Source organism: Rhizobium sp. M1, from assembly GCF_002531805.1.
Classification (GTDB): domain Bacteria; phylum Pseudomonadota; class Alphaproteobacteria; order Rhizobiales; family Rhizobiaceae; genus Rhizobium; species Rhizobium etli_C.
Genome location: NZ_NWSW01000024.1, coordinates 42,925 through 64,365 on the forward strand (window position 1 = coordinate 42,925; position 21,441 = coordinate 64,365).

General features: G+C 61.9%; 19 protein-coding genes. 11 read left to right on the forward strand and 8 right to left on the reverse strand.

The genetic code is table 11. The features are described 5' to 3' along the window. The first annotated feature begins 200 nt into the window (after positions 1-200). From CO655_RS22895 to CO655_RS22910, 4 genes are all read left to right on the forward strand, one after another. Positions 201-2,147: an EAL domain-containing protein gene (locus CO655_RS22895; RefSeq protein ID WP_097607342.1), complete on the forward strand. Its 1,947-nt coding sequence runs from the start codon at positions 201-203 to the stop codon at positions 2,145-2,147. A gap of 117 nt (positions 2,148-2,264) precedes the next feature. Further along, positions 2,265-3,122: an AraC family transcriptional regulator gene (locus CO655_RS22900; RefSeq protein WP_097607343.1), complete on the forward strand. Its 858-nt coding sequence runs from the start codon at positions 2,265-2,267 to the stop codon at positions 3,120-3,122. 105 nt (positions 3,123-3,227) lie between these two features. After that, the gene (locus CO655_RS22905) at positions 3,228-3,893 is read left to right on the forward strand and encodes an AzlC family ABC transporter permease (protein WP_097666907.1); all 666 of its coding nucleotides are present in this window, start codon (positions 3,228-3,230) and stop codon (positions 3,891-3,893) included. Continuing rightward, positions 3,890-4,195, forward strand: a complete 306-nt coding sequence (locus tag CO655_RS22910; protein WP_077989843.1) for an AzlD domain-containing protein — start codon at positions 3,890-3,892, stop codon at positions 4,193-4,195. The genes CO655_RS22905 and CO655_RS22910 overlap by 4 nt, the downstream gene beginning before the upstream one ends. A 16-nt stretch (positions 4,196-4,211) precedes the next feature. On the opposite strand, the gene CO655_RS22915 is transcribed toward CO655_RS22910, so the two are convergent. From CO655_RS22915 to CO655_RS22940, 6 genes are all read right to left on the reverse strand, one after another. Then, positions 4,212-5,360, reverse strand: a complete 1,149-nt coding sequence (locus CO655_RS22915) for a VWA domain-containing protein (protein ID WP_097666817.1) — start codon at positions 5,358-5,360, stop codon at positions 4,212-4,214. After that, positions 5,350-7,680, reverse strand: coding sequence for a DUF5682 family protein (locus tag CO655_RS22920; RefSeq protein WP_097607346.1), 2,331 nt, complete (start codon positions 7,678-7,680; stop codon positions 5,350-5,352). The genes CO655_RS22915 and CO655_RS22920 overlap by 11 nt, the downstream gene beginning before the upstream one ends. A gap of 3 nt (positions 7,681-7,683) precedes the next feature. Next, a complete protein-coding gene (locus CO655_RS22925) occupies positions 7,684-8,766 on the reverse strand; it encodes an AAA family ATPase (protein WP_010032790.1) in 1,083 nt (360 codons plus the stop codon). Continuing rightward, entirely contained in the window at positions 8,759-10,171 is a 1,413-nt protein-coding gene (locus tag CO655_RS22930) for a DUF5691 domain-containing protein (protein ID WP_097607347.1), read from the reverse strand. Before CO655_RS22930 ends, CO655_RS22925 begins: the two co-directional genes overlap by 8 nt. Next, positions 10,168-11,538, reverse strand: coding sequence for an SWIM zinc finger family protein (locus tag CO655_RS22935; RefSeq protein ID WP_245423890.1), 1,371 nt, complete (start codon positions 11,536-11,538; stop codon positions 10,168-10,170). Before CO655_RS22935 ends, CO655_RS22930 begins: the two co-directional genes overlap by 4 nt. Positions 11,539-11,658: 120 nt before the next feature. Next, positions 11,659-12,684 carry a LacI family DNA-binding transcriptional regulator gene (locus tag CO655_RS22940; protein WP_097666821.1) on the reverse strand — a complete coding sequence of 342 codons (1,026 nt, stop codon included), beginning with the start codon at positions 12,682-12,684 and terminating at the stop codon, positions 11,659-11,661. Between the two features lie 441 nt (positions 12,685-13,125). On the opposite strand from CO655_RS22940, the gene CO655_RS22945 reads away from it, so the two are divergent. The 7 genes from CO655_RS22945 (at position 13,126) to CO655_RS22975 (ending at position 19,398) form a co-directional block, all read left to right on the forward strand. After that, positions 13,126-14,271, forward strand: coding sequence for a fatty acid desaturase family protein (locus tag CO655_RS22945; RefSeq protein WP_097666823.1), 1,146 nt, complete (start codon positions 13,126-13,128; stop codon positions 14,269-14,271). Between the two features lie 47 nt (positions 14,272-14,318). Continuing rightward, positions 14,319-14,630 (forward strand): MocE family 2Fe-2S type ferredoxin, encoded by a 312-nt coding sequence (locus CO655_RS22950; protein WP_097666910.1) that lies wholly within the window; start codon positions 14,319-14,321, stop codon positions 14,628-14,630. Continuing rightward, the gene (locus tag CO655_RS22955; protein ID WP_097607351.1) at positions 14,627-15,463 is read left to right on the forward strand and encodes a 3-methyl-2-oxobutanoate hydroxymethyltransferase; all 837 of its coding nucleotides are present in this window, start codon (positions 14,627-14,629) and stop codon (positions 15,461-15,463) included. The genes CO655_RS22950 and CO655_RS22955 overlap by 4 nt, the downstream gene beginning before the upstream one ends. Positions 15,464-15,557: 94 nt before the next feature. After that, positions 15,558-16,499, forward strand: coding sequence for a substrate-binding domain-containing protein (locus CO655_RS22960; RefSeq protein ID WP_077989851.1), 942 nt, complete (start codon positions 15,558-15,560; stop codon positions 16,497-16,499). A 69-nt stretch (positions 16,500-16,568) separates the two neighbouring features. Continuing rightward, complete coding sequence (locus CO655_RS22965) at positions 16,569-17,591, forward strand: ABC transporter permease (RefSeq protein ID WP_097666825.1); 1,023 nt, start codon at positions 16,569-16,571, stop codon at positions 17,589-17,591. Between the two features lie 2 nt (positions 17,592-17,593). After that, the gene (locus CO655_RS22970; protein ID WP_097607353.1) at positions 17,594-18,355 is read left to right on the forward strand and encodes an ATP-binding cassette domain-containing protein; all 762 of its coding nucleotides are present in this window, start codon (positions 17,594-17,596) and stop codon (positions 18,353-18,355) included. After that, positions 18,352-19,398 carry a hypothetical protein gene (locus CO655_RS22975; RefSeq protein WP_097666827.1) on the forward strand — a complete coding sequence of 349 codons (1,047 nt, stop codon included), beginning with the start codon at positions 18,352-18,354 and terminating at the stop codon, positions 19,396-19,398. Before CO655_RS22970 ends, CO655_RS22975 begins: the two co-directional genes overlap by 4 nt. A 135-nt stretch (positions 19,399-19,533) precedes the next feature. Here the strand turns inward: CO655_RS22975 and CO655_RS22980 are convergent, their stop codons facing one another. After that, positions 19,534-20,433, reverse strand: a complete 900-nt coding sequence (locus CO655_RS22980) for a carbohydrate ABC transporter permease (RefSeq protein WP_064684203.1) — start codon at positions 20,431-20,433, stop codon at positions 19,534-19,536. An 11-nt stretch (positions 20,434-20,444) separates the two neighbouring features. Next, on the reverse strand, positions 20,445-21,377 hold the full coding sequence (locus CO655_RS22985) for a sugar ABC transporter permease (RefSeq protein ID WP_097607356.1): 933 nt from the start codon (positions 21,375-21,377) through the stop codon (positions 20,445-20,447). Positions 21,378-21,441 lie beyond the last annotated feature (64 nt).

A 21,441-nucleotide genomic window follows, 5' to 3' on the forward strand; every position in this document is an offset into this window, starting at 1 on the left:
TAATCAACCTCGAAATAGGATGCGACTGGAATCCACACGGGATAAGGGTAATTCTACTGTTGCGGGTGGGAACCTGCTTCTCTACGAATGTTAAATAACAAGACAAACCCGTTGCAGGTTGCCGAACGAAATTTTGGAGGGCGCCGAAGCATGGCTTGCAGTTTATTTTCGCTGGATCGTAGCCGAGCTGGCATCGTTACATGAGCGCGGCTTACCCTACTGTGCGGGGTGATGAATCAACCGACAGCTTTTCATTTGCCGAGGCTTGCAAATCTCTGGAAGCCGAAAATGATTCTGCCAGAAGGCAAAGCTCACGGCATGGTCTTTGGATCGCGGTCGCCGTTTATCTGTCCTTCGCACTTCCCGACCAGTGGCTTATCCCCGACGTTGCGCCTGTGACGATCGCCGCGCGATTCGTCGTCGCAACGATGGCGCTGCTGACTTTCGAAGCCTTGCGATTGGCAAAAGCGAAAATCGTCTGGCTCGACATCACATGCGCCGCGGCACTGCTTGCGGGCTATTTGGGCTGGCTTTACCCGGCGATTGGCACCCGTGACGTCGCTGCCATGTCTTACTATATGATTTTCGGCGCCATCTTCATGATGGGCGCCAACCTCTTTTTCAGTTTCTCGTTTCGGCTGTCGGTGATCACCTCCAGCTTCGTGCTCTGCGCGTTTTTCGTGACGATCGAGGCGTATTTTCCTTCAAGTCAAATCTACAAGCTCGCTTTCGGCATGTTCTATATTTCCTGCTTTGTCTTCACGTCTTCCATCAATTGGCGATTGAATGTCGAGCGTCGAAACGTGCTGCTGAACGCGGCGGAGGCTCGCTATCAGCACTGGGAAGCCTCCGAGCGCGGAAGGTCGCTGCTCGAGCTTTCAAATACCGACTATCTGACAGGCATAAGCAACCGACGCGCGCTGGATCTGCGGCTCGACGAATGCTGGGCCGCCTGGAAAGACGAAGGCCGTGACTTTGTCGTGTTCCTCATCGACGTCGACTTCTTCAAACGCTTCAATGATCGCTACGGGCATCAGGAGGGAGACCGATGCCTGACCGTCGTCGCCAATGCGCTGAAGGCGGTTGTAGAGTCGTCCGGTGGCATGATCGGCAGGTACGGCGGCGAGGAGTTTATCGTGGTCATGCCGGCTGAAACTCCCTCGATCGCGATGAGTCTGGCCGAAAAGATCAGAATGGAAGTCGAGTTTCTTGCGATTGCCCATGACGAGCGACCAGATGATAGCCCGATCGTAACCGTCAGCATCGGCGTTGCTTTCACCCGCGACGACGTCGGAGAGAAAGTGGAGCGAATAGTGCGCGAAGCCGATCTTGCTCTCTACAATGCCAAGGCAAGTGGCCGAAATTGCATTCGTAGGTTTGATCCCTCGTTGCCTCGCCCCGATGACAATGCTGGTAAGCTCGTCCCGCTGCTGACGGCCGCCATTGACCGCAAACTGGTCTCGCTCGTTTACCAACCGATCTTCGACCTGACGAACGGGAGAGCAAAAGCCGTCGAGGCTTTGATGCGCCTCAGGATGCCGGACGGTACTGCGGTTTCGCCGAGGACATTCATTCCGGTTGCAGAACGAACGGGCGCTATCCTCGAATTGGGTAAGTGGGCGATCGAGACGGCATGCCGTGACATACTGATGACAGATCGGATGGCCACCGTCAGCGTCAACGTGTCGCCCATACAACTGCGCTCCCCGGGCTTCGCTGCGAGCGTCGCTGATATTCTTGCTCGGTGCGGGGTCTGCGGGTCGCGGCTGGCCTTAGAGGTCACCGAGGGCCTGGACATGGATATGCAGTCGGAGGTGCTGAAATGCATTGCCGATCTGCGGGCTCTCGGCGTCGAAATTTGGCTTGACGATTTCGGCTCCGGCTTCGCCGGCCTCTCTTGGCTGAGGGCGATCGAGTTTCAGACGGTCAAGGTCGATCGGACTTTTCTGCACGACTGCTCCAACCCACGCGGGTTGACGATGCTTCAGGACATGGTCTCTCTCATCCGCAATCGTGGGAATACGATCCTGGTGGAAGGCGTCGAAACGGCAGCACAATTGTCCCTGCTCAAGGATCTTCGCATTGACCGCGTCCAAGGCTTTCATGTGGGAATGCCGGTTAGCGCCGAACGTCTGAACGCGGCATAAGTCGAGCTCAACGTTTCCAGAAGACCGGTATCTTTTGCCGATCGGCTGGGAATGTGGCCAGTTTCGCTGATCACTTTTGTTCAAGAAGCGTCGCGGGAAAACTGCTATATCCGCCCGATGCAGAATATTTCCCAGGAACAGGCGACCGAAGCCATGCCACTCGCGGGAGCGGAGACGACGCGCTTTTGGCGCGATCCGCGCTTCGGCGGCATGGAATGCCTGAGCGCGACCTTCCTGACGCATGAGTTCGCACCGCACGCCCATGATACGTTCAGCATCGGCGCCATCGAGAGCGGCAGCCAGATCGCCACGATCTGCGGTGCACGCGAGGCCTCCGGCCCCGGCGATCTCTATTTGATCAATCCGGGCGAGACGCATGACGGGGCGCCGACCGATGGCGGCTATCGCTATCGCATGATCTATCCCGACCTGTCGCTCTTTCGCGAAATCCTCGAGGATGTCACCGGCCGCACCTTTCGCGGCACGCCGGCCTTCGGCAAGCAGATTCTTCACGATCCCAAACTGGCCGCGGCGTTTCTTGGTGCCCACCGGACCTTGGAGGCCGGAGTCGGGGCACTGGAGACCAGCCAGAGCATGTTCCTGGTGCTCGACGCAATGTTTCGCCAGCATGGAAGCTCGATCATCGTGCCGACCGACACCTCGGAGCGTTCAGCGGTTCGGCGCGCGCGGGATTATCTGACGGAACACTATGCGACCGATCTGGGGCTGGAAGAACTCGCCGCCGTCGCCGGCCTCAGCCGCGCGCATCTGATCCGCGCCTTCCGCAAGGAATTCCATATCACGCCGCACGCCTTCCTTACCGATGTCCGCGTCAGGAGCGCGCGCCGCAGGCTGCGGGCGGGTGACCTGCCGGCAGAGGTCGCGCTGGAATGCGGTTTTGCCGACCAGGCGCATTTCACCAGGCACTTCAAGGCGCGCACGGGATTAACTCCTGGCCAGTATCGGGCGAGATAATCACTTTCGTTCAAGACGTCGCTTCGGCACGGCTCTATGACCTCGGCATCAAGCGGAGGTTCGAACGTGCGCAAAAATGAAATCTGGGCCGAATTTTCAGGCGGAATGCGGGCGATCGCGCCACTCGTTGCCGCCGTCATCCCGATTGGGCTGGTGTTCGGTGCCGTCGCCGCAACGAAGGGGCTCTCGCCTCTTGAAGTCGGCCTGATGAGCGCGCTGGTTTTTGCCGGCGGCTCGCAATTCGTGGCGATGGATATCTGGACACATCCCGCCTCGTGGACAAGCCTCGGTTTTGCAGCCCTTCTCGTCAACATCCGCCACGTGCTGATGGGAGCATCGATCGTCACAAAGATGCAGTCGTTTTCACCGCGCGCCCGTTATCTCTCGGTACTCTTTCTGGCCGATGAAATCTGGGCGATGGCGGAATTCCGCGCCGGGGTGGCGAGGCTGAAACCGGCATGGTTTGCTGGGCTGGCAGCGCCTTTCTACCTGGCATGGGTTCTTTCCGGGCTGGCGGGCGCCACACTCGGGACGTTCCTCGGCGATCCCGCAACGCTCGGATTGGACTTTGCCTTTCCGGCCGTCTTCATCGTGCTCGTCATGGGTTTCTGGAAGGGACGCGAGACCGGCGCCGTTCTGCTTGCGAGTGCGGCGGCGGCCGTGCTTACCCATCACTTCGTACCCGGCGTCTGGTATGTCGCGGCCGGTGCTCTTGCCGGTGTCGCGGCCGCGACCTTCAGCGGTATGCGCCGCCTGGAGGTGACGCCATGACGCTCGACCTGCAGACCTTGTTCGCCATTCTGGCCATGGCGGCTGCGACGATCCTGACGCGTGTCAGCGGGCTCTTTCTGCTGCGGTATGTGTCGCTGGACGGCAGCAGGCGCAAAGCGATCGAATCCATTCCACCCGCAGTGCTCATGGCCGTGGTGGCGCCGACCGCTTTTGCGACAGGGATCGCGGAGAGCGCCGCCTGTGCCGTTACCGCGCTCGCGGCCCTTCGCTTGCCGATGCTGGTCTCCGTCGCGGCCGGCGTCGTCTGCGTAGCGTTGCTCAGGGCGATTGGCCTGAACTGAACGGCTTTGAAGGGGACTAGGTACCGCGCACAAGTCCGATTCCATTTGCGCTTGCCCATTGTCCGATATCCTGCTTCGTCAGAGCAACGGCCATCAAGTCAGGAAATTGATCCGGCGTGCAGGCGAAGACCGGGCAATCCATGGCGGCGATCGCGCCGGCGTGGCGGGCGTCGTAGCCCGGCCTGCCGTCGTCGGAGAGCGCCAGCAGAACGATGACGTTGACGCCGGATTGCTTGAGCGCGGCGACACGCGCCAGCATGGAGCCGGCATCCCCGCCTTCGTAAAGGTCGGTGATGAGAACGAGATGGGTCTTGTTCGGCCGGTCGATCTTGGTCTCGCAATAGGCAAGCGCCGCATTGATATCCGTGCCGCCGCCGAGTTGCACGCCGAACAGAACCTTGACCGGATCGGCCAGATCTTCCGTCAGGTCGACGATCGCGGTGTCGAAACAGACGAGCTTCGTCGACAGGACCGGAAGGGACGCCATGACGGCGGCAAAGATCGATGCGTAAACGACCGAAGATGCCATCGAACCGGACTGGTCGACGCACAGCATGACATGATCGAGATCGGCCTGCGTCCGGCTTTTACGCGCGAACCCCACCAGGGTCTCCGGCACGATCGTGTGGAAATCCTCCTGGTAGTGGCGAAGATTGGCGCGGATCGTCCTCGGCCAGTCGATATCGGCGTGACGAGGCCGACGGGTGCGCTGCGAACGGTTCAGGGCGCCGGTCACCTTCTCCACCGTTTTGGACTGCAATCGCTTCATCAGGTCCTCGACCACCTTGTTGACCACCGCGCGGGCAGTCTCCATGGTTTTGGCGGGCATTGCGCCGCGCAAGGAGATGAGATCGGCAACGAGATGCACGTCCGCTTCCAGCGTCTCGAGAAACTCCGGCTCCAGCATCAGCGCCTTGAGATTGAGGCGCTCGAACGCGTCCTTCTGGATGACCTGGACGACAGGCGAAGGAAAGAACTCGCGGATGTCGCCGAGCCAGCGCGATACTTTCGGCGAGGATGCACCGAGCCCGCCGCGCCCCTTGCGCCCCTCGGATTCGTAGAGGACCGACAGCGCGCGGCTCAGGCGCTGGTCCCGCTCGCCGAGACCCTCCATGTCGTCGTCGCCAAGTGCCAGCTTCCAGCGTCGGATACGTTCAGAAGTCATGCGCGTCCATTCCCAGGATCGTCTTCAGCAAAGGCAGCGCCCGTTCGAAGGCAGGGTTGTCCTCGATCACATCAGGCGCGGCCGATCGTTCCTTTCTTCCACCGGCGATGCGTTCCATGATCCGCTTGCGGCCGACCGCATCGAAACCGGTCAACGCACGCCGGAAGAGCGGCAGGCTCTCCACGAAAACCTCTTCGTCCAGCCCGCAGAGCCATTCGTCGATGAGGAAGAGCAGCGTCTGATCCTGGATCAGCACCTCCGCAGACCCCGAAATGAAGGCTTCGATGAAGGCGCCGGCCCGTGTGGGGCTCTCGCCCACGATCTGCCGCGAGAAGGCAGCCGAGATTCGCGGCTCGTCCCAAAGACTAAGGTCATGCAGACGGCGGAGACTGACGCCCACGACCGGCGCCGCCGCCTGCTCGTCGTCGACCAGGAGGGCGAGCTGGCGCCGCCATTCCTCGAGCAGCGCGGGATCGCCAAACAGGCCAAGAGCTTCGTCATAGGCGCGCATGGCGATGATGCGCTGAGATGCGGCATCATCGTCCAATTGGCGAGAACCGATCCGGACGCCGGCATTGACTTCGACGCTGAGTGCGGCGATCAGCGCGCGAAGCTCCGGCTCCGGCAGCTTGCGGGCGGTTCCGTAGCGGACAATGCGCACGAGCGGCGCGACCGCGTTCATCAGATCGGTGATGTCATTGTTCTGCACGGCGGCGGCCTGCAGAAGATCGATACAGGCGCTGGCAGCTTCGGGAAGATCGGCAACCAGCGCGCCGCGCACCAGTTCCGAAAGCGCCGCGATGCCGTTCGCGTTTCTGCCTCGATCGATCGTCGCCGCCGCTGCGGCCTGTTCGATCGTCAGGCCCCAGACAAGCGCCTCCGCCAGCCCGACGGACATGTCCGGCGACCATGCGAGGCTCCAAATCTCGCGGTAGGTTCCGCGCCCGGCCTCCGCGTCGATCAGCCGGCCCCAATGGACGCCGATCAGGTTGAGGCGGTGCAGGAAGGTCGATTTGAGCAGCCCCGCCTCGCTTCGCAGATCGAGCTTGATCTCGCTTGCCGTTTCTTCCGGCTTCAGCCGCGTCCTGCGGCACCACAGCTCGAAATCCTTGGCGAGCGGCATTTGCGGCACCGCTTCGTCGATCTCGCCGATCCGGCTGCCGATATAAAGCTTGCGCTCGATCATCGCGAGCGGGATGTCGTCGCCATGGCATAGGCTGGAAAGCGAGGCATCCCGCATTTCGGCCAGTCCGGGCACGCTCAGCCCCCGCATGCTGGCGAGCCCGAGCGCAAGGCGGGCCGCCTCAATGGCTGAGGCTGTCGAAGCGTCAAAACCTTCCTGCCGCAAAAGAGCTGCCGTCCGCGCCTGCCAGACGGCGGCAAAGGCTTCCGGCCCGTCATGACGATCGCTGGAATAGAGGCTCCAGAGATGCCGATACCAACCGGGCGAAATGACGCCTGCGCCATAACCGGACGCGTAGCTCAACCGCCCGTCACTCCAGGGCGCCCAGGTCGCCTCCACCTTCACCTTCGGCAGATCCTTGACGATGGCGCGGTCCTCGGCGACCGTTGTCTCGGCGCGCAGCCCGCCCACATGCCAGGCGCCGATCACGACCGCGACCTCGCCGTCATGCTGCTTCAGCGCATCCCGGATATGCCCGCGCATGAAGGCCTCACGGCGCTTTTCGCGCAGCCATTCGGCATCGCTCATGCCGCCCGCATCCGCCTGATGCTGACGCGCTTCCGTCATTGCCGCTTCTATGGCGGCGAAAATTTCGAGCGGCGACTGGCCGCTGCCGTGCTGTTCGATCAATCCGTTCCAGAAGCTTTCGCCATCACCATATCCGGCGGCCTCGGCAAGCAGATCGAGAGGGTCGAGGCGGATCGTGGGGGCTTCCGAAACGCCCTCCTCCGGATCTTCGCCCTCGCTATTTTCTGCCAACTCCGCCGCCTTCCTTTCGAGGGCGGCAAGCCGTTCCTCCCGGGCCGCTTTGGTCAGCGCCAGGGACACGGCGGCCGGCCAGTCGATGAAACGGACAGGACGGCCGTGAGCAAGCGCCCATTGCATGGCCACCCATTCCGGAGAGAATTCAGCAAAAGGCGCGAAGACGGCATTGGCGGCCTCATCGGCCGCGTAAAACAGCATGGCCAATGGCGGCTTCATGCCAGGCAGCGCCGCATGCTGGATCAGCGCATCGCCTTCCGTCGACCCTTCGATCAGCACGCAGGCGGGATCGAGCGCGTCGAGCGCGCCCTTCAGAAGCGCCGCCGAACCCGGCCCGTGATGGCGGATGCCGAAGAGATGCGCCTTCCGCTTCATGGTTCAGATCACCTCGCGGATGGCCTCGTAAAGATCGCGCCAGCCGTCGCGGGTGCGCACCACGGTTTCGAGATATTCCGACAAGGCGACGCCATCCTGCACCGGATCCTTGACGACCGCGCCGACAATATTGGTGGCAAGCGCATTGGCATCGATGCGGCCATCGCCGAAATGAGCGGCTTCCGCCCAGGCCGAAACGCCGACGGAGATCGCCTCGGCGGTCGACAGCGTACCGGTCGAGGTCTTCAGTTTCGTCTTGCCGTTCAGGGTCTTGCCGTCCCGAATTTCACGGAACAGGGTAACGACGCGGGCGAGTTCCTTGTCCGCGGGCTGGATCGGCGGCAGACTGAGGTTGGTGCCGATCTCGCCGACGCGCTTCACGACGATCTGGGTCTCCTCTTCGAGCGTGTTCGGCGATGGCAGGACCACGACGTTGAAACGCCGCTTCAGTGCCGAGGAAAGCTCGTTGACGCCCTTGTCGCGATTATTGGCCGTGGCGATGACGTTGAAGCCGCGTTCGGCATCGATCGCGATATCGAGCTCCGGCACAGGCAGGATCTTTTCCGAAAGAACCGTGATCAGCGTGTCCTGCACGTCGGAGCCCATGCGGGTCAGTTCCTCGAGCCGGAGCAGCGTTCCCTCCTCCATCGCCCGCACCAAAGGCGTCTTGACCAGCGCCTCCGGCGACGGCCCCTTGGCGAGCAGCAAGGCATAGTTCCAGCCATAGCGGATTTGATTTTCGTCCGTGCCGGCTGTGCACTGGATCAGGCGTTGCGAAGAACCTGATATCGCCGCGGCCAGATGTTCGGAAACCCAGGATTTCGCCGTCCCCGGCAGGCCAAGCAGCAGCAGCGCCCGGTCCGTCGCGAGCGTGGCGACGGCAGTTTCGATCAGTCGCCGGTTGCCGACGTATTTGGCCGATACCGGCGTTCCATCGGATGCCTTTCCGCCAAGGAGATAGGTAACGACCGCCTGCGGAGAGAGCTTCCAGTTGGCGGGTCGGGGACGGTCGTCGCCCTTCGCAAGGGCGGCCAGTTCGCCAGCGTAGATCTGCTCTGCAGGACGGCGAAGTTGGGCTTCAGGCATTTGCGGTCTCCAGGCTGTCCATGAGGTCGAGGAAAAGAATGGCATTGCTGCTTTTGGCGGGATCGAGCCCGGCAAGCTCGGCGCGCAGCGTCGAACGCATCGATGACGGGCACATGACGGCCATGCTGTCGGCGATATCGGCTTCGAAGCGCCCACTGTCCCCGCGCAACGCCTGCCACGGCTTGGAGCGCAGGATATCGCCGAAGACGTTTTCCGTCGTCTGCCCTCCCAGCCATTGCGCCATCCCCCGCATCGCCCAAGGCGACGTGTCGGCCGCCCACCTGTTCGGCCGAAAGATGTATTCGATCCAGAGCTGCCGCATATCAGCGGGATAATCCGCCAGTATTTCGCTATCGAGCTGGTGAAAGGCCTCCCAACCATTGAGGAGATGGCGCTCGGTGATCAGCTTGACGATATCCAGCCGCTTATCCTGCGTCGCCATGAAAAGCAGTGCCGCCAAGAGGTCGCCTTGCTTCTCGGCGGCAGCCACCACGCCATCTACCGTCATCGACAAGGCGTCGGCCAGAACCTCCAGACCGACTAAGCCGAAGGTCTCGTTGAGCCAGCTCATCTTTGTAAAATCTCGGACGGTGGCGGGCACGTCGAGCGACAGGGCCGTCTTCTTGAAAATCAGCCCGGTCTGGGAAACCTTGATGCGTTCCAGGGCGGCGCGCAAAGCCGGATTGTCCCCTTCGAACCCCGGCAAGCGGACGAGCAGCCTCTGAGCGAGCTCGCGAACGCGTGGCGCGCGATCCTTCTCCAAGCTCCTCAGAAACGGCGCATCTGCTTCCGACAGATTTTTCCAGAACGCGGCGAGAAGGCGCACGCGGCTATCGGCATTCTCCGACGTCCAGGCTGCCTCGACCATCGCCCGCGCAGCATCCGGATCGGAAGCTCTGCGGCCGTTGATGTAGCCAGCTTTCACGGCTGGCGTCGCAAGCATCCAGGTGTCGTCACTCAGGCTGTCGGGCGCGAAGTAATTCTGCTTCTGCGCGACCGGCGTTTCACGCTCGGAAAAGGCAAGCGCTTCCGCTCCGAGATTTTCGGCGTGGGCTTTCACAAACGGTTCGAGCCTGGGCAGATCGAACGGATGCAGCCGGAGCCTCTTTTCGGCAAGCTTTTGGACGATTGCCGCGGACAGTTGACCCGACGCCTGGTTCTTGCCGGAAAGCAGCCGAAGCAAGAGCTTCCTTGCCGCGTCCGGCAGGATTGCCGCATGATCGGTGATAGCCTCCTCGGTTTGGAACTGTCCCGGCGGAGGCGGACGGTCGAACCGCAATGCCTGGCCAGCAAGCGCCAGCGCCTGCAGCGGATCGGTGGCGCCGATACGATCGAGTGGCAACCCGCTCCGGGTACCGGACAGAAGCTTCGGCAGGATCTCGCTCTTCAGGCTGGTCAAGCTCATGCGGTCCACCGTCCAAGCGCCGTTTCAGACCAGCAGAGCGTCAGCTCGGTCCCATCCCAAAGCCCGGCGCCATCGATCGCTTCGAGTTGCAGGAGCGGCCAGCTTGCCGCCGATTGCGATTTCGCAAGCGGAAGACTGATCCCATGGCCGCTGAGGTGGATGGTTTCGCCCGAGCGCCTGAGCCGCGCGCCGCGAAACATGACCGGATAGTCGCCGAGCCAGGGTTTTTCGGTCAAGGCCTCCTCGTAAAGGCCATAGGCGTCGGCGAGATCGTGCGGCGGAAGCGCCAGCGCAGCGTCGGACATGACGCTGCCGGTTGCCTGGCTGGCGATCAGCGCCCGCAATGGCACGCTCGACGGATAAAAGATCAATTCAGCTTCGAAAGTATCGCCAACGCTGTAGCCGCTTGAGGAGGCGCCCGTCGAAACCGGGACGTATTCGATGAGCACCGCATGCCTGTCGCTACCGTGAAGCCAGGTCTCGATTCGGCGGAGCTTATCCGGCTGCACCTCGCTGCGGGTCGCCCAAACTCGCCAGGCGCCGGAAACGCGTAGCGCCCGTTCATCCTCGAGCAGCGCTTCACGCGTGACGTTCCAGCCCATCATCTGCCTGAGATCCTGGCGCAACGGCTCGGACAGGCTATCCTGGCGCCGATAGGCCTCGGCCAGGAGATGCAGGGTAGCGAGTTCCTGAATGGCAGCAATCGGGCGGGCAGCCTCCGCGCAGGCGAAAAGCCGCGCCGGAATGGTATCGACCCGGAGCGCCAGGCCGGAGGCCTTGGCGTCAAACAGGCGCTGAGCCATTACCCGGCAGGTAGCCGTTGCCTTGGTCGGAAAGGCGGCGAAACCAGCATCCATCTGGTCGGCAATCCAGGTATTGAGTTCGTCGAGGCCGTTGGCGATGGACGTCTCGCGCTCAAGCCGGTTGCGTTCCCGAGCCGCCGCTACGCGGGCCTCCGCCTTCGGATCAACCACCGCCCCGATTTCCTCGGTCGCCGCGATCGACGCTTTGGGTTTATCGGCGCCGGCTGCTGGAGCGCCCGCATAAGGTCCGCGTCGGCGCGACAGCCAGTCGTTGACCCAGTCCGGCGCCGTTCCGATCGCAAAATCGACCTTGCCGTCAGCGCGCATCCACATCAAGGCGAGCGAATGCTTGCAGGGAAACTTCCGGCTGGGGCAACTGCATTTGTAGCCGGCATCCGGTTCGGTGACGGAAATTCTGTAGGGCGTGGCGCCGGAGCCTTGGCATTCGCCCCAGATGAGGCCCGATCCGTCCTGGGCGAGCGTCGGCCAGCTCGAGGGTTTGAGAAGCTTCTTGGCTGCGGCGAGCGAGCCTTGATCCGGGGCAAGCTCTTCTATCTTTGCCAAACTCAAACTCAATGGAACCCCCGACTCGGCCACATTCCACTATCGCGCGTTTTCTGGCATGGCATAGCAGAAAGTGCAACGCCTGCCCGGCGCAACAACCCGTCATGGAATCACTCTGCTTCAAACGAGTGGGATATTCTCGCGAAAGATGATCCGTGGCTCGATATTCTTCAAGGACAAGGTCGGCGTGCTTGCCGCGATCGAGCCGAGGAGCCTTATGACAACCTGCTCGCCGATCAGGCGCGCATTCTGGTCGATCACGACGTCGATCAGATCTTCTGCCAGCCATGCCCGCGTCGCGTCAGTGAGGTCATGCATGATGACGAAGGGACGCTTGTTTCCTTGCGCTGCTTGCAGAACTTCGGCGATGCCGGCCCTGCCTGCGCCGACGCAATAGACGCCGACGAGATCGTCGGTGTCGCGTAGCATCCGTTCCATGGCCGGCTGGGACAGCTTGTTCTCGTCACGGGTTTCGATGGCAGGAAGGATCGTCAGATGCTTGAATTGCTCCTCCAGCAACGTCCGGAATCCATATTCCCGCTGCTGGTGTCCGTGGAGCGTTCGCGAGCCGAGGAACAGTCCTATCGATCCCTTCTTCTCACGCGACGTGAGGCCCATGATCAGCGCCGCGGTTCGCCCCGCCACCAGATTATCGACGCCGACGAAGGCAGAACGTGGGGTCGAGAGAACATCCGTCACTAGGGTCACGACGCGGACGCCGGATTCGCACAGGCGCCGGATCGCATGCCGCGTCTTCGGGTGATCGACGGCAATCACGCCGACGCCGTTGGTCCGAAGCGGAAGACCTTCCAACGCCGCTACGAGCGCGTCAGGGTCGATGCCGTCGAGTGCCGTGACATTGCACGACGCCACGAGCGGCAGGGATGACGCGAAGGTGGTGATCTTCCTGGCGACGTCCTGCATGAATGAGTTGTGCGCAAAGGGGATGAAGAACTCCAGATGTGCGGGGCGCGAGGGCAAGGGAAGCATCCCCTCGGTCGGCAGATAGCCCAGTTCCTTCGCGGCGCGAAACACCCTCTGGCGATTGGCGGCGCTGACACCACCACGGTCGTTCAATGCTCGATCGACCGTTGCAGTCGAGAGGCCAGCCTTCCGGGCGACATCGGAAATCGTCGTTTTCTTCATGATCCTTCCCTTCGCGCAGTTGAGGGAAATGCCGTTTTTTCACATCAAAAGATGAGGTTAATCACATCATATCCCACCTGCAGCATAAGTAAGGACCGCGAAATGAAGTGAGCGTCTCAAATACAATAATTACCAAGAGTTCCGCTGAAATCCAATCAATATGGGAGGAGGAAACTGATGTGATTTGATGTGATATTGAGTTGCGAAGCTTCTGTCGACAGCCCAGTTTGGCATCAGCAGGGTCATTACAACATCACGGGTAGCAGGCCGAGGATCGGCAGATCTCGCAGCGGCCCGGCGTGATGAATATGGATGTAGGGGCGAACGGGTGATGTGTCCGGAGCGATCCGAGGTGCCGGCGGCAATACAGGTGAACGGCCTGAGCGGGACCGGTCAGTCGCTTTCAGCGCAGCATTTGCTCCCGCCACCGGAGATGATCGCATGAGCGCCAATTCGGCCGATAGCGAAACATGCGGGCCGTCTGCCGCCCTCCCCCGCGACTACGGTTTGACCGGTGCTTCCGCCAGACAAGCCGTCGAGGCGGGCCTGGTGGCGGCCGAATGGTATCACACCGAAGTGCCGCGCAAGCTGATGAAGGAGTTGATGCAGCGCAGCGACCAGCCAGCGATCCGCGACACGATTCTATGGGCAGTTCTCCACGTGGCTTTTGCCGCTGGCGGCATCTGGTTCTGGGGCAGCTGGTGGGCGGTGCCGTTCTGGTTTGCCTATGGGGTGATGTATGGCTCGGCCTGCGATGCACGCTGGCACGAATGCGGCCACGGCACCGCCTTTCGCACGCGCTGGATGAATGACGTGCTTTATCACATCTGCTCGTTTCAGGTGGCACGCAACCCGGTGAACTGGCGCTGGAGCCACGCCCGCCACCATACCGATACAATCATTGTCGGCCGAGACCCTGAGATCGCCTGGATGCATCCAATTGCGCTGACGCTGAAAGCGCTGGCCTATACCGGCGTGGTCGAGGTCTGGCAGAACCTCAGGACGCTGGCGCGTAATGCGGCCGGGGCCCTCTCGCCGGACGAGAAGGACTATGTGCCCGAGAGCGAATGGCCCAAGGCGATGTTCTGGGCGCGGGTGCATATGGCAATCTACGCAGCCGCTATGCTGACCAGCATCGGCATGCTCATCGCCGGTGCCGGTTGGAAGGCGGCGATCCCGCTTCTTCTGATCGGCGGTCCGCGCATCTATGGCTGTTGGCATATGGTGATGACCGGGCTCCTCCAGCACGGCGGGCTCGCAGAGGACGTGCTCGACCATAGGCTTAATTCGCGCACCGTCCATATGAATCCCGTCAGCCGCTTCATCTATTGGAACATGGGCTATCACGTCGAACACCACATGTTCCCGATGGTGCCTTACCATGCGCTGGCAAGGCTGCACGAGGCGATCAAGCACGACCTGCCGCCCGCCAACACCTCGATCTGGGCCGGCTATCGCGAGATGTTTCAAGCGATTATGCGGCAGAGACGGGAGCCCGGCTATTATCTCAAGCGTGCCTTGCCGCAAGGGGCGAAGCCTTATCGCGAAGAGCTGCATGCGGCTGTGCCGGAAAGGTCCCTCGCATGATCGCCCCGCCATCAGAGATGCCCATTGAACATGGAAGCGAGGACCATATGCCCTGGATTGCTGCCTGCGCCGAAGACGACATCGAAAAGGAAGACGTTTTGGGCTGGGTCCATGGCGGACGGAGCTTTGCAATCTTTCGCAGCCCTGACGACGAATTCTTTTGCACCGATGGGCTCTGTACCCACGAGCAGGTGGAGCTCTCAGACGGATTGGTGCTCGACTATGTGATCGAGTGTCCCAGACATAATGGCCAATTCGACTATCGAACGGGAGAGGCCAAGCGCTCGCCTGCCTGCGAGAACCTGCGAACCTATTCCGTCCGGCACGAGGGCGGGCAAGTCCTGGTGTTGGTCGAATGACAGAGTTGAGAAAACAGGAGAGCCGGGGCGCCGCATCACGCCGTTTGCCGACGGTGGCGGACCTGTGCGCCTGGAAAGGCCGGCGCCAGTTGACCATGCTGCGCTATTTCAGCCTCGATGAGGCGGCAGCCGCCGAAGCGGCGGGGATCGATATCGCCTCGGTGCCGGCCGAGATCGTCCTTGATCCACGCTACCGCGCGGTTGCGCCGACGGTCTTCTCGATGACCGGGCAGACCCATCTCGAGATGGGTACCCCGGACGATTATCTGCGCTGGTGCGGCAATGCGCTGAGCCGCGGCGCCGACGCGGTCTACTGTTCGGGCTCGCTGAAGACGGTCGAAAAGCTCTCCCGTGAATATTTTCCCGTCGTTGGTCACGTCGGGCTGGTTCCTACCCGCGCCACCTGGACCGGTGGCTTCAAGGCCGTCGGCAAGACTGCCGAGGCGGCGTTGCGGCTCTTCAAGGAAGTCAAAGCCTATGAGAGCGCCGGTGCCTTCGCGGTCGAAATCGAAGTGGTGCCCGCAGAAGTCGCAGCCGAGATCAGCAAACGGGTCGAAATCCTGTTGTGGTCGATGGGTGCCGGGGCTGGCTGCGACGCGCAGTATCTCTTCGCCAACGATATACTGGGCTACACCGAAGGTCACGTCCCACGCCACGCCCGAACCTATCGCGATTTCGGTGCGGAATATGCGCGGCTGCAACGCGAGCGGATCGCAGCTTTCACCGAATATGCCGCGGACGTCGCCGGTGGGGCCTTCCCGCAGGATTGCCATCTGATCCGCATGGATCCGCGCGAACTGGAGAAGTTCATCGACGGGGTCGATCGGCAATGAGGAGGCCGCCCGCCGCCACGTCGCGCGTCATACAACAGCTTTCACCGGCCGGGAGGAGCTAGAGACCGGCCAAACCAAAGGGAGGAAACGGGACATGCTGAGACGGACTTTTCTGGGCGCGGTGGCCGCATTGGCGCTGATGCCGGCAGCAGCAATGGCGCAGAGTGCGGCGAACAAAACCTTTTACTGGATATCGCACGGCTCCCCGACCGATCCGGTCTGGACCTACTTTCTTCAGGGTGCCGAGAAATTCGCTGCCGATACCGGCGTGAAGGTGAACACGTCCTTCCATTCGAATGATGTACCGAGCCATCAGGAAGCCATCCGCGCCGCCATCGCCGCCGGCGCGAACGGCATCTGCACGACGAGCCCGGGGCCTGGCACCTTGGTGGATGTTGTCAACGAGGCCAACCGGGCCAACATCCCGGTCATCAACTTCAACACCAAGGACCCGGCGCCGGCCTGGAGAGCCTATGTCGGCGTCGACCTCAAGGTCGTCGGCCGCACCTGGGCACAGTATCTGGTCGACCATAAGTTGGTGAAGAAGGGAGATTTCGTCTGGATGCCGCTCGAAGTTCCGGGTGCAGGCTACGGCGAAGAGGAATCGGCGGGTGCCGACGAAGTGTTCAAGCCGCTCGGGATCACCTGGGAAATCCAGGATGCGTCCTACGACCAGGCCGAGGCCATCAACCGGATGACCGACTACGTGACCGCCAACCGTAAGAAGATCAATGCCGTCATCGGTCTCGGCGATCTCGTAACCGGCTCCGTCAAACGCGTGTGGGATCAGGCCGGCATCGCCAAAGGCGAGATTCCGGTGGTGGGATGGGGCAACTCGTTGGATACGACCACAGAGGTCAGCGAAGGTTATGTGAATGCCGGAATGTGGCAGGATCCGTTGGCAACCTCATACATGTGCCTCTCGGCGCTCATGTCTGAAGCGAGCGGCATCCCGATCAACTTCGACATCATCACAGGCGCACTCTACGAGGCCGATAAGGCGCCGTTCTACGCTAAGATCATGGGCGGCAAATAAGCATGCCATCCCGGCATCCGCGGTACCTTGCCGCGGATGCCTGTTCCAGCCCCAACGCGAGAGTCCACAATGATCGAGCAAAGCAGCGACGCTCTTACCCCGCAACGTGACAGGCCTAGCGTGGTCAGGACGTTTATCGCCTATCCGGAATTCGGGCCTTTCGTCCTTCTGATCGCGATGCTCTTCGTTTTCACGGCGATCAACCCCGCCTTCCTGTCGCTGATCAATGTCGGCAATGCCCTGACTTTCACCGTCGAACTCGGCCTCATTGCGCTCGCAATGACCCTTCTGATGACCGCGGGGGAATTTGACCTTTCGGTCGGTTCGGTCTTCGGCTTCGCCCCCGTGGTGATGTGGACTTTGTTCAATGCGGACGTGCTTCCCTTACCGCTGGCGTTCCTTGCGGGAATAGCCGTCGCTCTGGCGATCGGTCTTTTCAACGGTCTGTTCGTCACCCGTCTCGCTATCCCTTCATTCCTGGTGACGCTGGGTACGCTGCTGGTCATCCGCGGCACGGCCTTGTGGCTGACGGCCGGCTTTCCGCAGCGCACCTGGGACGCCGAAGAGCAGTGGTTGGCGCAATTGCTGGTCGGCGACTTCTATATCGGCGACCTGCGCGTTTTCATGAGCCTCATCTGGTTCGTGGCGCTAGCGTTGGGGCTACACTACGTCCTGACCCGCACCCGGTTCGGCAACTGGATCCAGGCGACCGGCGGCAATCCCAATGCTGCCCGAAACCGCGGGGTGCCGATCGCCAGGGTCAAGGTCATCCTGTTCATGCTGTCCGCCGCAATGGCGGCCTTTGCCGGCATCGTCTCGTCGATCCGCGTCTCGGCCGCCAACCCCAATGCCGGAACCGGCTACGAACTCGAGGTCATCGCGATGGTGGTGATCGGCGGCACCGTGCTGAATGGCGGCCGCGGGACAATTCTTGGAACCCTGCTCGGCGTCCTGATCCTGCGACTGATGCGCAACGGGATCGTCCTGATCGGGGTGCCCGGTCTCGCCTACAATATTTTCATCGGTGCGATCATCCTGGCGATGATGGCGCTCCATGCCGGCCTTGAGCGCCGGCACAATACGGGGGTCTGAGGATGAGCGGTACCGAAACCCTCGTCGAGATGCGACACATTGAGAAATTCTATGGTCGCGTCCACGCTTTGCGCGATGTCAACCTCACCATAAGAAAGGGCGAGATCGTCGGCCTTCTCGGCGATAACGGCGCGGGCAAGTCCACCCTGATCAAGGTGCTGTCGGGCGCGGTTCCCTACACGTCCGGCCAGATCTTCATCAAGGGCCGCGAAGTGCGGTTGCGCAGCACCAACGACGCGATCGCGAGCGGCATCGAAACCATCTACCAGGACTCCGCCCTGGTCCCGCAGCTTTCCATTGCCCGCAATCTCTTTCTTGGACGGGAGCTCAGAACAGGCCCCCGCTTCCTCGACCGGCTGGATCAGGAGCGGATGAACGCGGTTGCCGCCGATCTTCTGAAGCGAGTCGGAATTTCAAAGAACATTCCGCCCACTACGCCGATCGGATCGCTTTCCGGTGGGGAACGGCAGGCGGTGGCAATCGCGCGCGCCATGTATTTCGACAGCGACCTCATCGTCCTTGACGAACCCACCAACAATCTCGGTGTCGCCGAAACCCAGGGTGTGCTGCGTTTCGTGCGCGAGGCACGCGACACCGGCCACTCCTGCATTTTCATCGCGCACAACATCCATCATGTCTTCCAGGTGGTGGACCGCATGGTGGTGATGCGACGCGGCACCGTCGTCGCCGACGATCTAAGCCCCGCTACCTCATCGATCCAGGAGGTCGAAAATATCATCACCGGCGAACATATCGCGGCATGATCGAGATCCGTGCCAAGGGAATCCGTTTCGGCTTCGATGCGCGGACCGGTCTCCTCGACGGCTTTACCGTGGAAGATGAGGGGCACGAAATCGCTCTGCTGCACCGTGCGCCCTGGGTCGGCACGGAGGAGATAATGCCGCCCGGTACGCCGCCGCATCTGATGGTGCTCGGCGGCGATTTCTTCTGCGCACCCTTCGCAGGCAGCCAAGAGGGATCACCCCTTCATGGCTGGACCGCCAATTCGCCCTGGGATGTGGTCGAACAGGAGGCCGGGCGGCTGCGGGCCAGGCTGCAGCGCACCGTCTGCGGCGCGACCGTCACCAAGGAGCTCGAGGTTGAAGACGGGCACGCCTGGGTCTATCAGCGCCATGTCTTCGCCGGCGGGAGCGGCCGCATTGCCATCTCGAACCATGCCAACGTGTCGCTGCCTCGGGGCGGACTCATCAGTTGCTCCCCCAAATCGGCATGGGAGACGCCGCCGGCGCCGCCCGAAGTCGATTCCGCCCGTGGGCGTTCCGGCCTGCGCTACCCCTCGCGGTCAACGGCGCCCGACCGCTGTCCTGGGATCGACGGATCGGTGGATCTGAGCCGGTTCCCGTGGAACCCGCGGCATGAGGATGTCGTCATCGCCATAGAAGGCCGCGAACACAGCTTGGGTTGGACCGCGGTGACGCGGCCGGTCGAGGGAGATCTGTTCCTTTCCCTCCGGAATGCCCGCCGGTTGCCCATGACTATTTTCTGGCATTCCAACGGCGGCCGCGACTATCCCCCGTGGTCGAGCCGACACTTCGGCTGTTTGGGGGTCGAAGAGAGTGCGGCCGCAGCCTTGCGCAGCCACTCCCGCGAAAACGACCTCTCAGGTCCCGGGGCTCTCACCCTCGTCCGGGACGGGGAAGCCGAAGCAAGGCATGCCATAGGCGCCATCTCGTGGCCATCAGGCGAGCGCGTCGAGGATATTCGTGTGGTGGACGGTGCCATAGAAGTTTGCGGCGATCGAGGAGGGTTCCGGCGCCTGGCTTTCCGGACGCATTTTCTCGATTGAGGCGAAGGACGCAAGATCGGCGCGTTGGAGCTAAATCGCACTGCTACCCTGCACTCTCAGGCTGCGTGCAGAGCAGTTTCGATGGCAAGGCAAAATGACTTGCCTTGCCCGTTGCCGATAAGCCCGGTCCGGGCGCTACTCCTTCACCGCCCCCGTCATCGACGACACGTAGTAGTCGACGAAGAAGGAATAGAGGATGACGACAGGCAGTGAGCCGAACAGCGCCCCGGCCATCAGCGATCCCCATTCGAAGACGTCGCCGCGCACCAGTTCGGTCAGGACGCCGACCGGAATGGTCTTGTTCTCCGAGGACTGGATGAAGGTCAGCGCGTAGATGAACTCGTTCCACGACAGGGTGAAGGCGAAGATGCCGGCCGAGATCAGGCCGGGCACCGCGAGCGGCAGGATGATCTTGACCAGGATCTGCCAGCGGTTGGCGCCGTCCACCAGGGCGCTCTCCTCGAGTTCGAACGGGATCGAGCGGAAATAGCCCATCAGCAGCCAGGTGCAGAAGGGAATGAGGAAGGTCGGGTAGGTGAAGATCAGCGCCAGGCGCGAGTCGTAGATGCCGAGCTTGAAGACGATGAAGGCGAGCGGGATGAACAGGATCGACGGCGGGATGAGATAGGCGAGAAAGATGACGAGGCCGATCTGCCGCGAGCCGGTGAAACGCACGCGCTCGATCGCATACGCGCCGAAGACCGACGCCACCAGCGACAGCGCCGTCGATCCCACCGCTACCAGCATCGTGTTCCACAGCCAGCCGGGATAGGACGTTTCGAGGAAGAGGTATTTGATGTGGTCGAGCGTCGGCCCGATCACCCAGAAGGGACTGTAATTGTTGTAGTCGGTCAGCTGCTCGTTCGGCTTCACGGCGGTGATCGCCATCCAGTAGAAGGGAAAGAGCAGCACGAAGACGAAGACCGCCATCGGCAGATAGAGCATCACCACGCGGCGCGGCAGCCGGTTCAGGTAGCTCATGCCCTCGGCATTGTCGGTCAGGACCTGATCGGCGGTTTTGAGATTGGTCGACATCGTTATTCCCCCTAATCCTGGCCGCCCTGCTGCCATTTGCGGCGTTGCAGGCCGAAGAAGCTGAACATGATGGCGCCGAGCAGGAAGGGCACCATGGCGACGGCGATGGCCGCCCCCTCGCCGAGCTGCCCGCCCGGAATGCCGCGCTGGAAGGAGAGTGTCGCCATCAGGTGCGTGGCGTTGACCGGCCCGCCCTTGGTCAGCACGTAGATCAGCTGGAAATCCGTGAAGGTGAAGAGCACCGAGAAGGTCATGACGACGGCGATGATCGGCGTCAGCATCGGCAGCGTCACATAGCGGAAGCGCTGCCAGCTCGTCGCGCCATCGAGCGAGGCGGCCTCCTGCAGCGAGGCTGGGATGGTCTGCAGGCCGGCGAGCAGCGAGATCGCCACGAAGGGGATGCCGCGCCAGACATTGGCGACGATGACCGAGATGCGGGCATTGGTGGGATCGCCGAGGAAGTTGATCGGCGCGTCGATCAGCCCCAGCTTCATCAGCGACCAAGAGACGATCGAGAACTGGGAATCGTAGATCCACCAGAAGGCGAGCGCCGAAAGCACCGTCGGCACCACCCAGGGCAGGAGCACAATCGCCCGGAAGAAGGATTTGAACGGCAGGTGCTGGTTCAGAAGCAGCGCCAGCCAGAGGCCGAGCGCGAATTTCAGCGCCGAGGCGATGACCGTGTAGAGAATGGTATTGAAGACCGACAGCCAGAAGACGGCGTCGTCGGCGAGGAACTGGTAGTTCTCCAGGCCGATGAAGATGCCGTCACGGCCGATCCGCGTGTCGGTGAAGCCAAGCCAGACGCCGAGCCCCAGAGGGTAGGTCAGGAAGCAGACAAGAAACACCGCGGCCGGCAGCATGAACAGGAAGCCGAGCACATTGTTATTCTGCATCAGCGAGGAGATCGGTCCACGCGTATCCCCGGATTTCAAGGTCGACATTGCTTGTCTCCAGATTGCATTCAGTTCTTGAGAGACGGACGGCATGCCGGCTGCCGGCATGCCG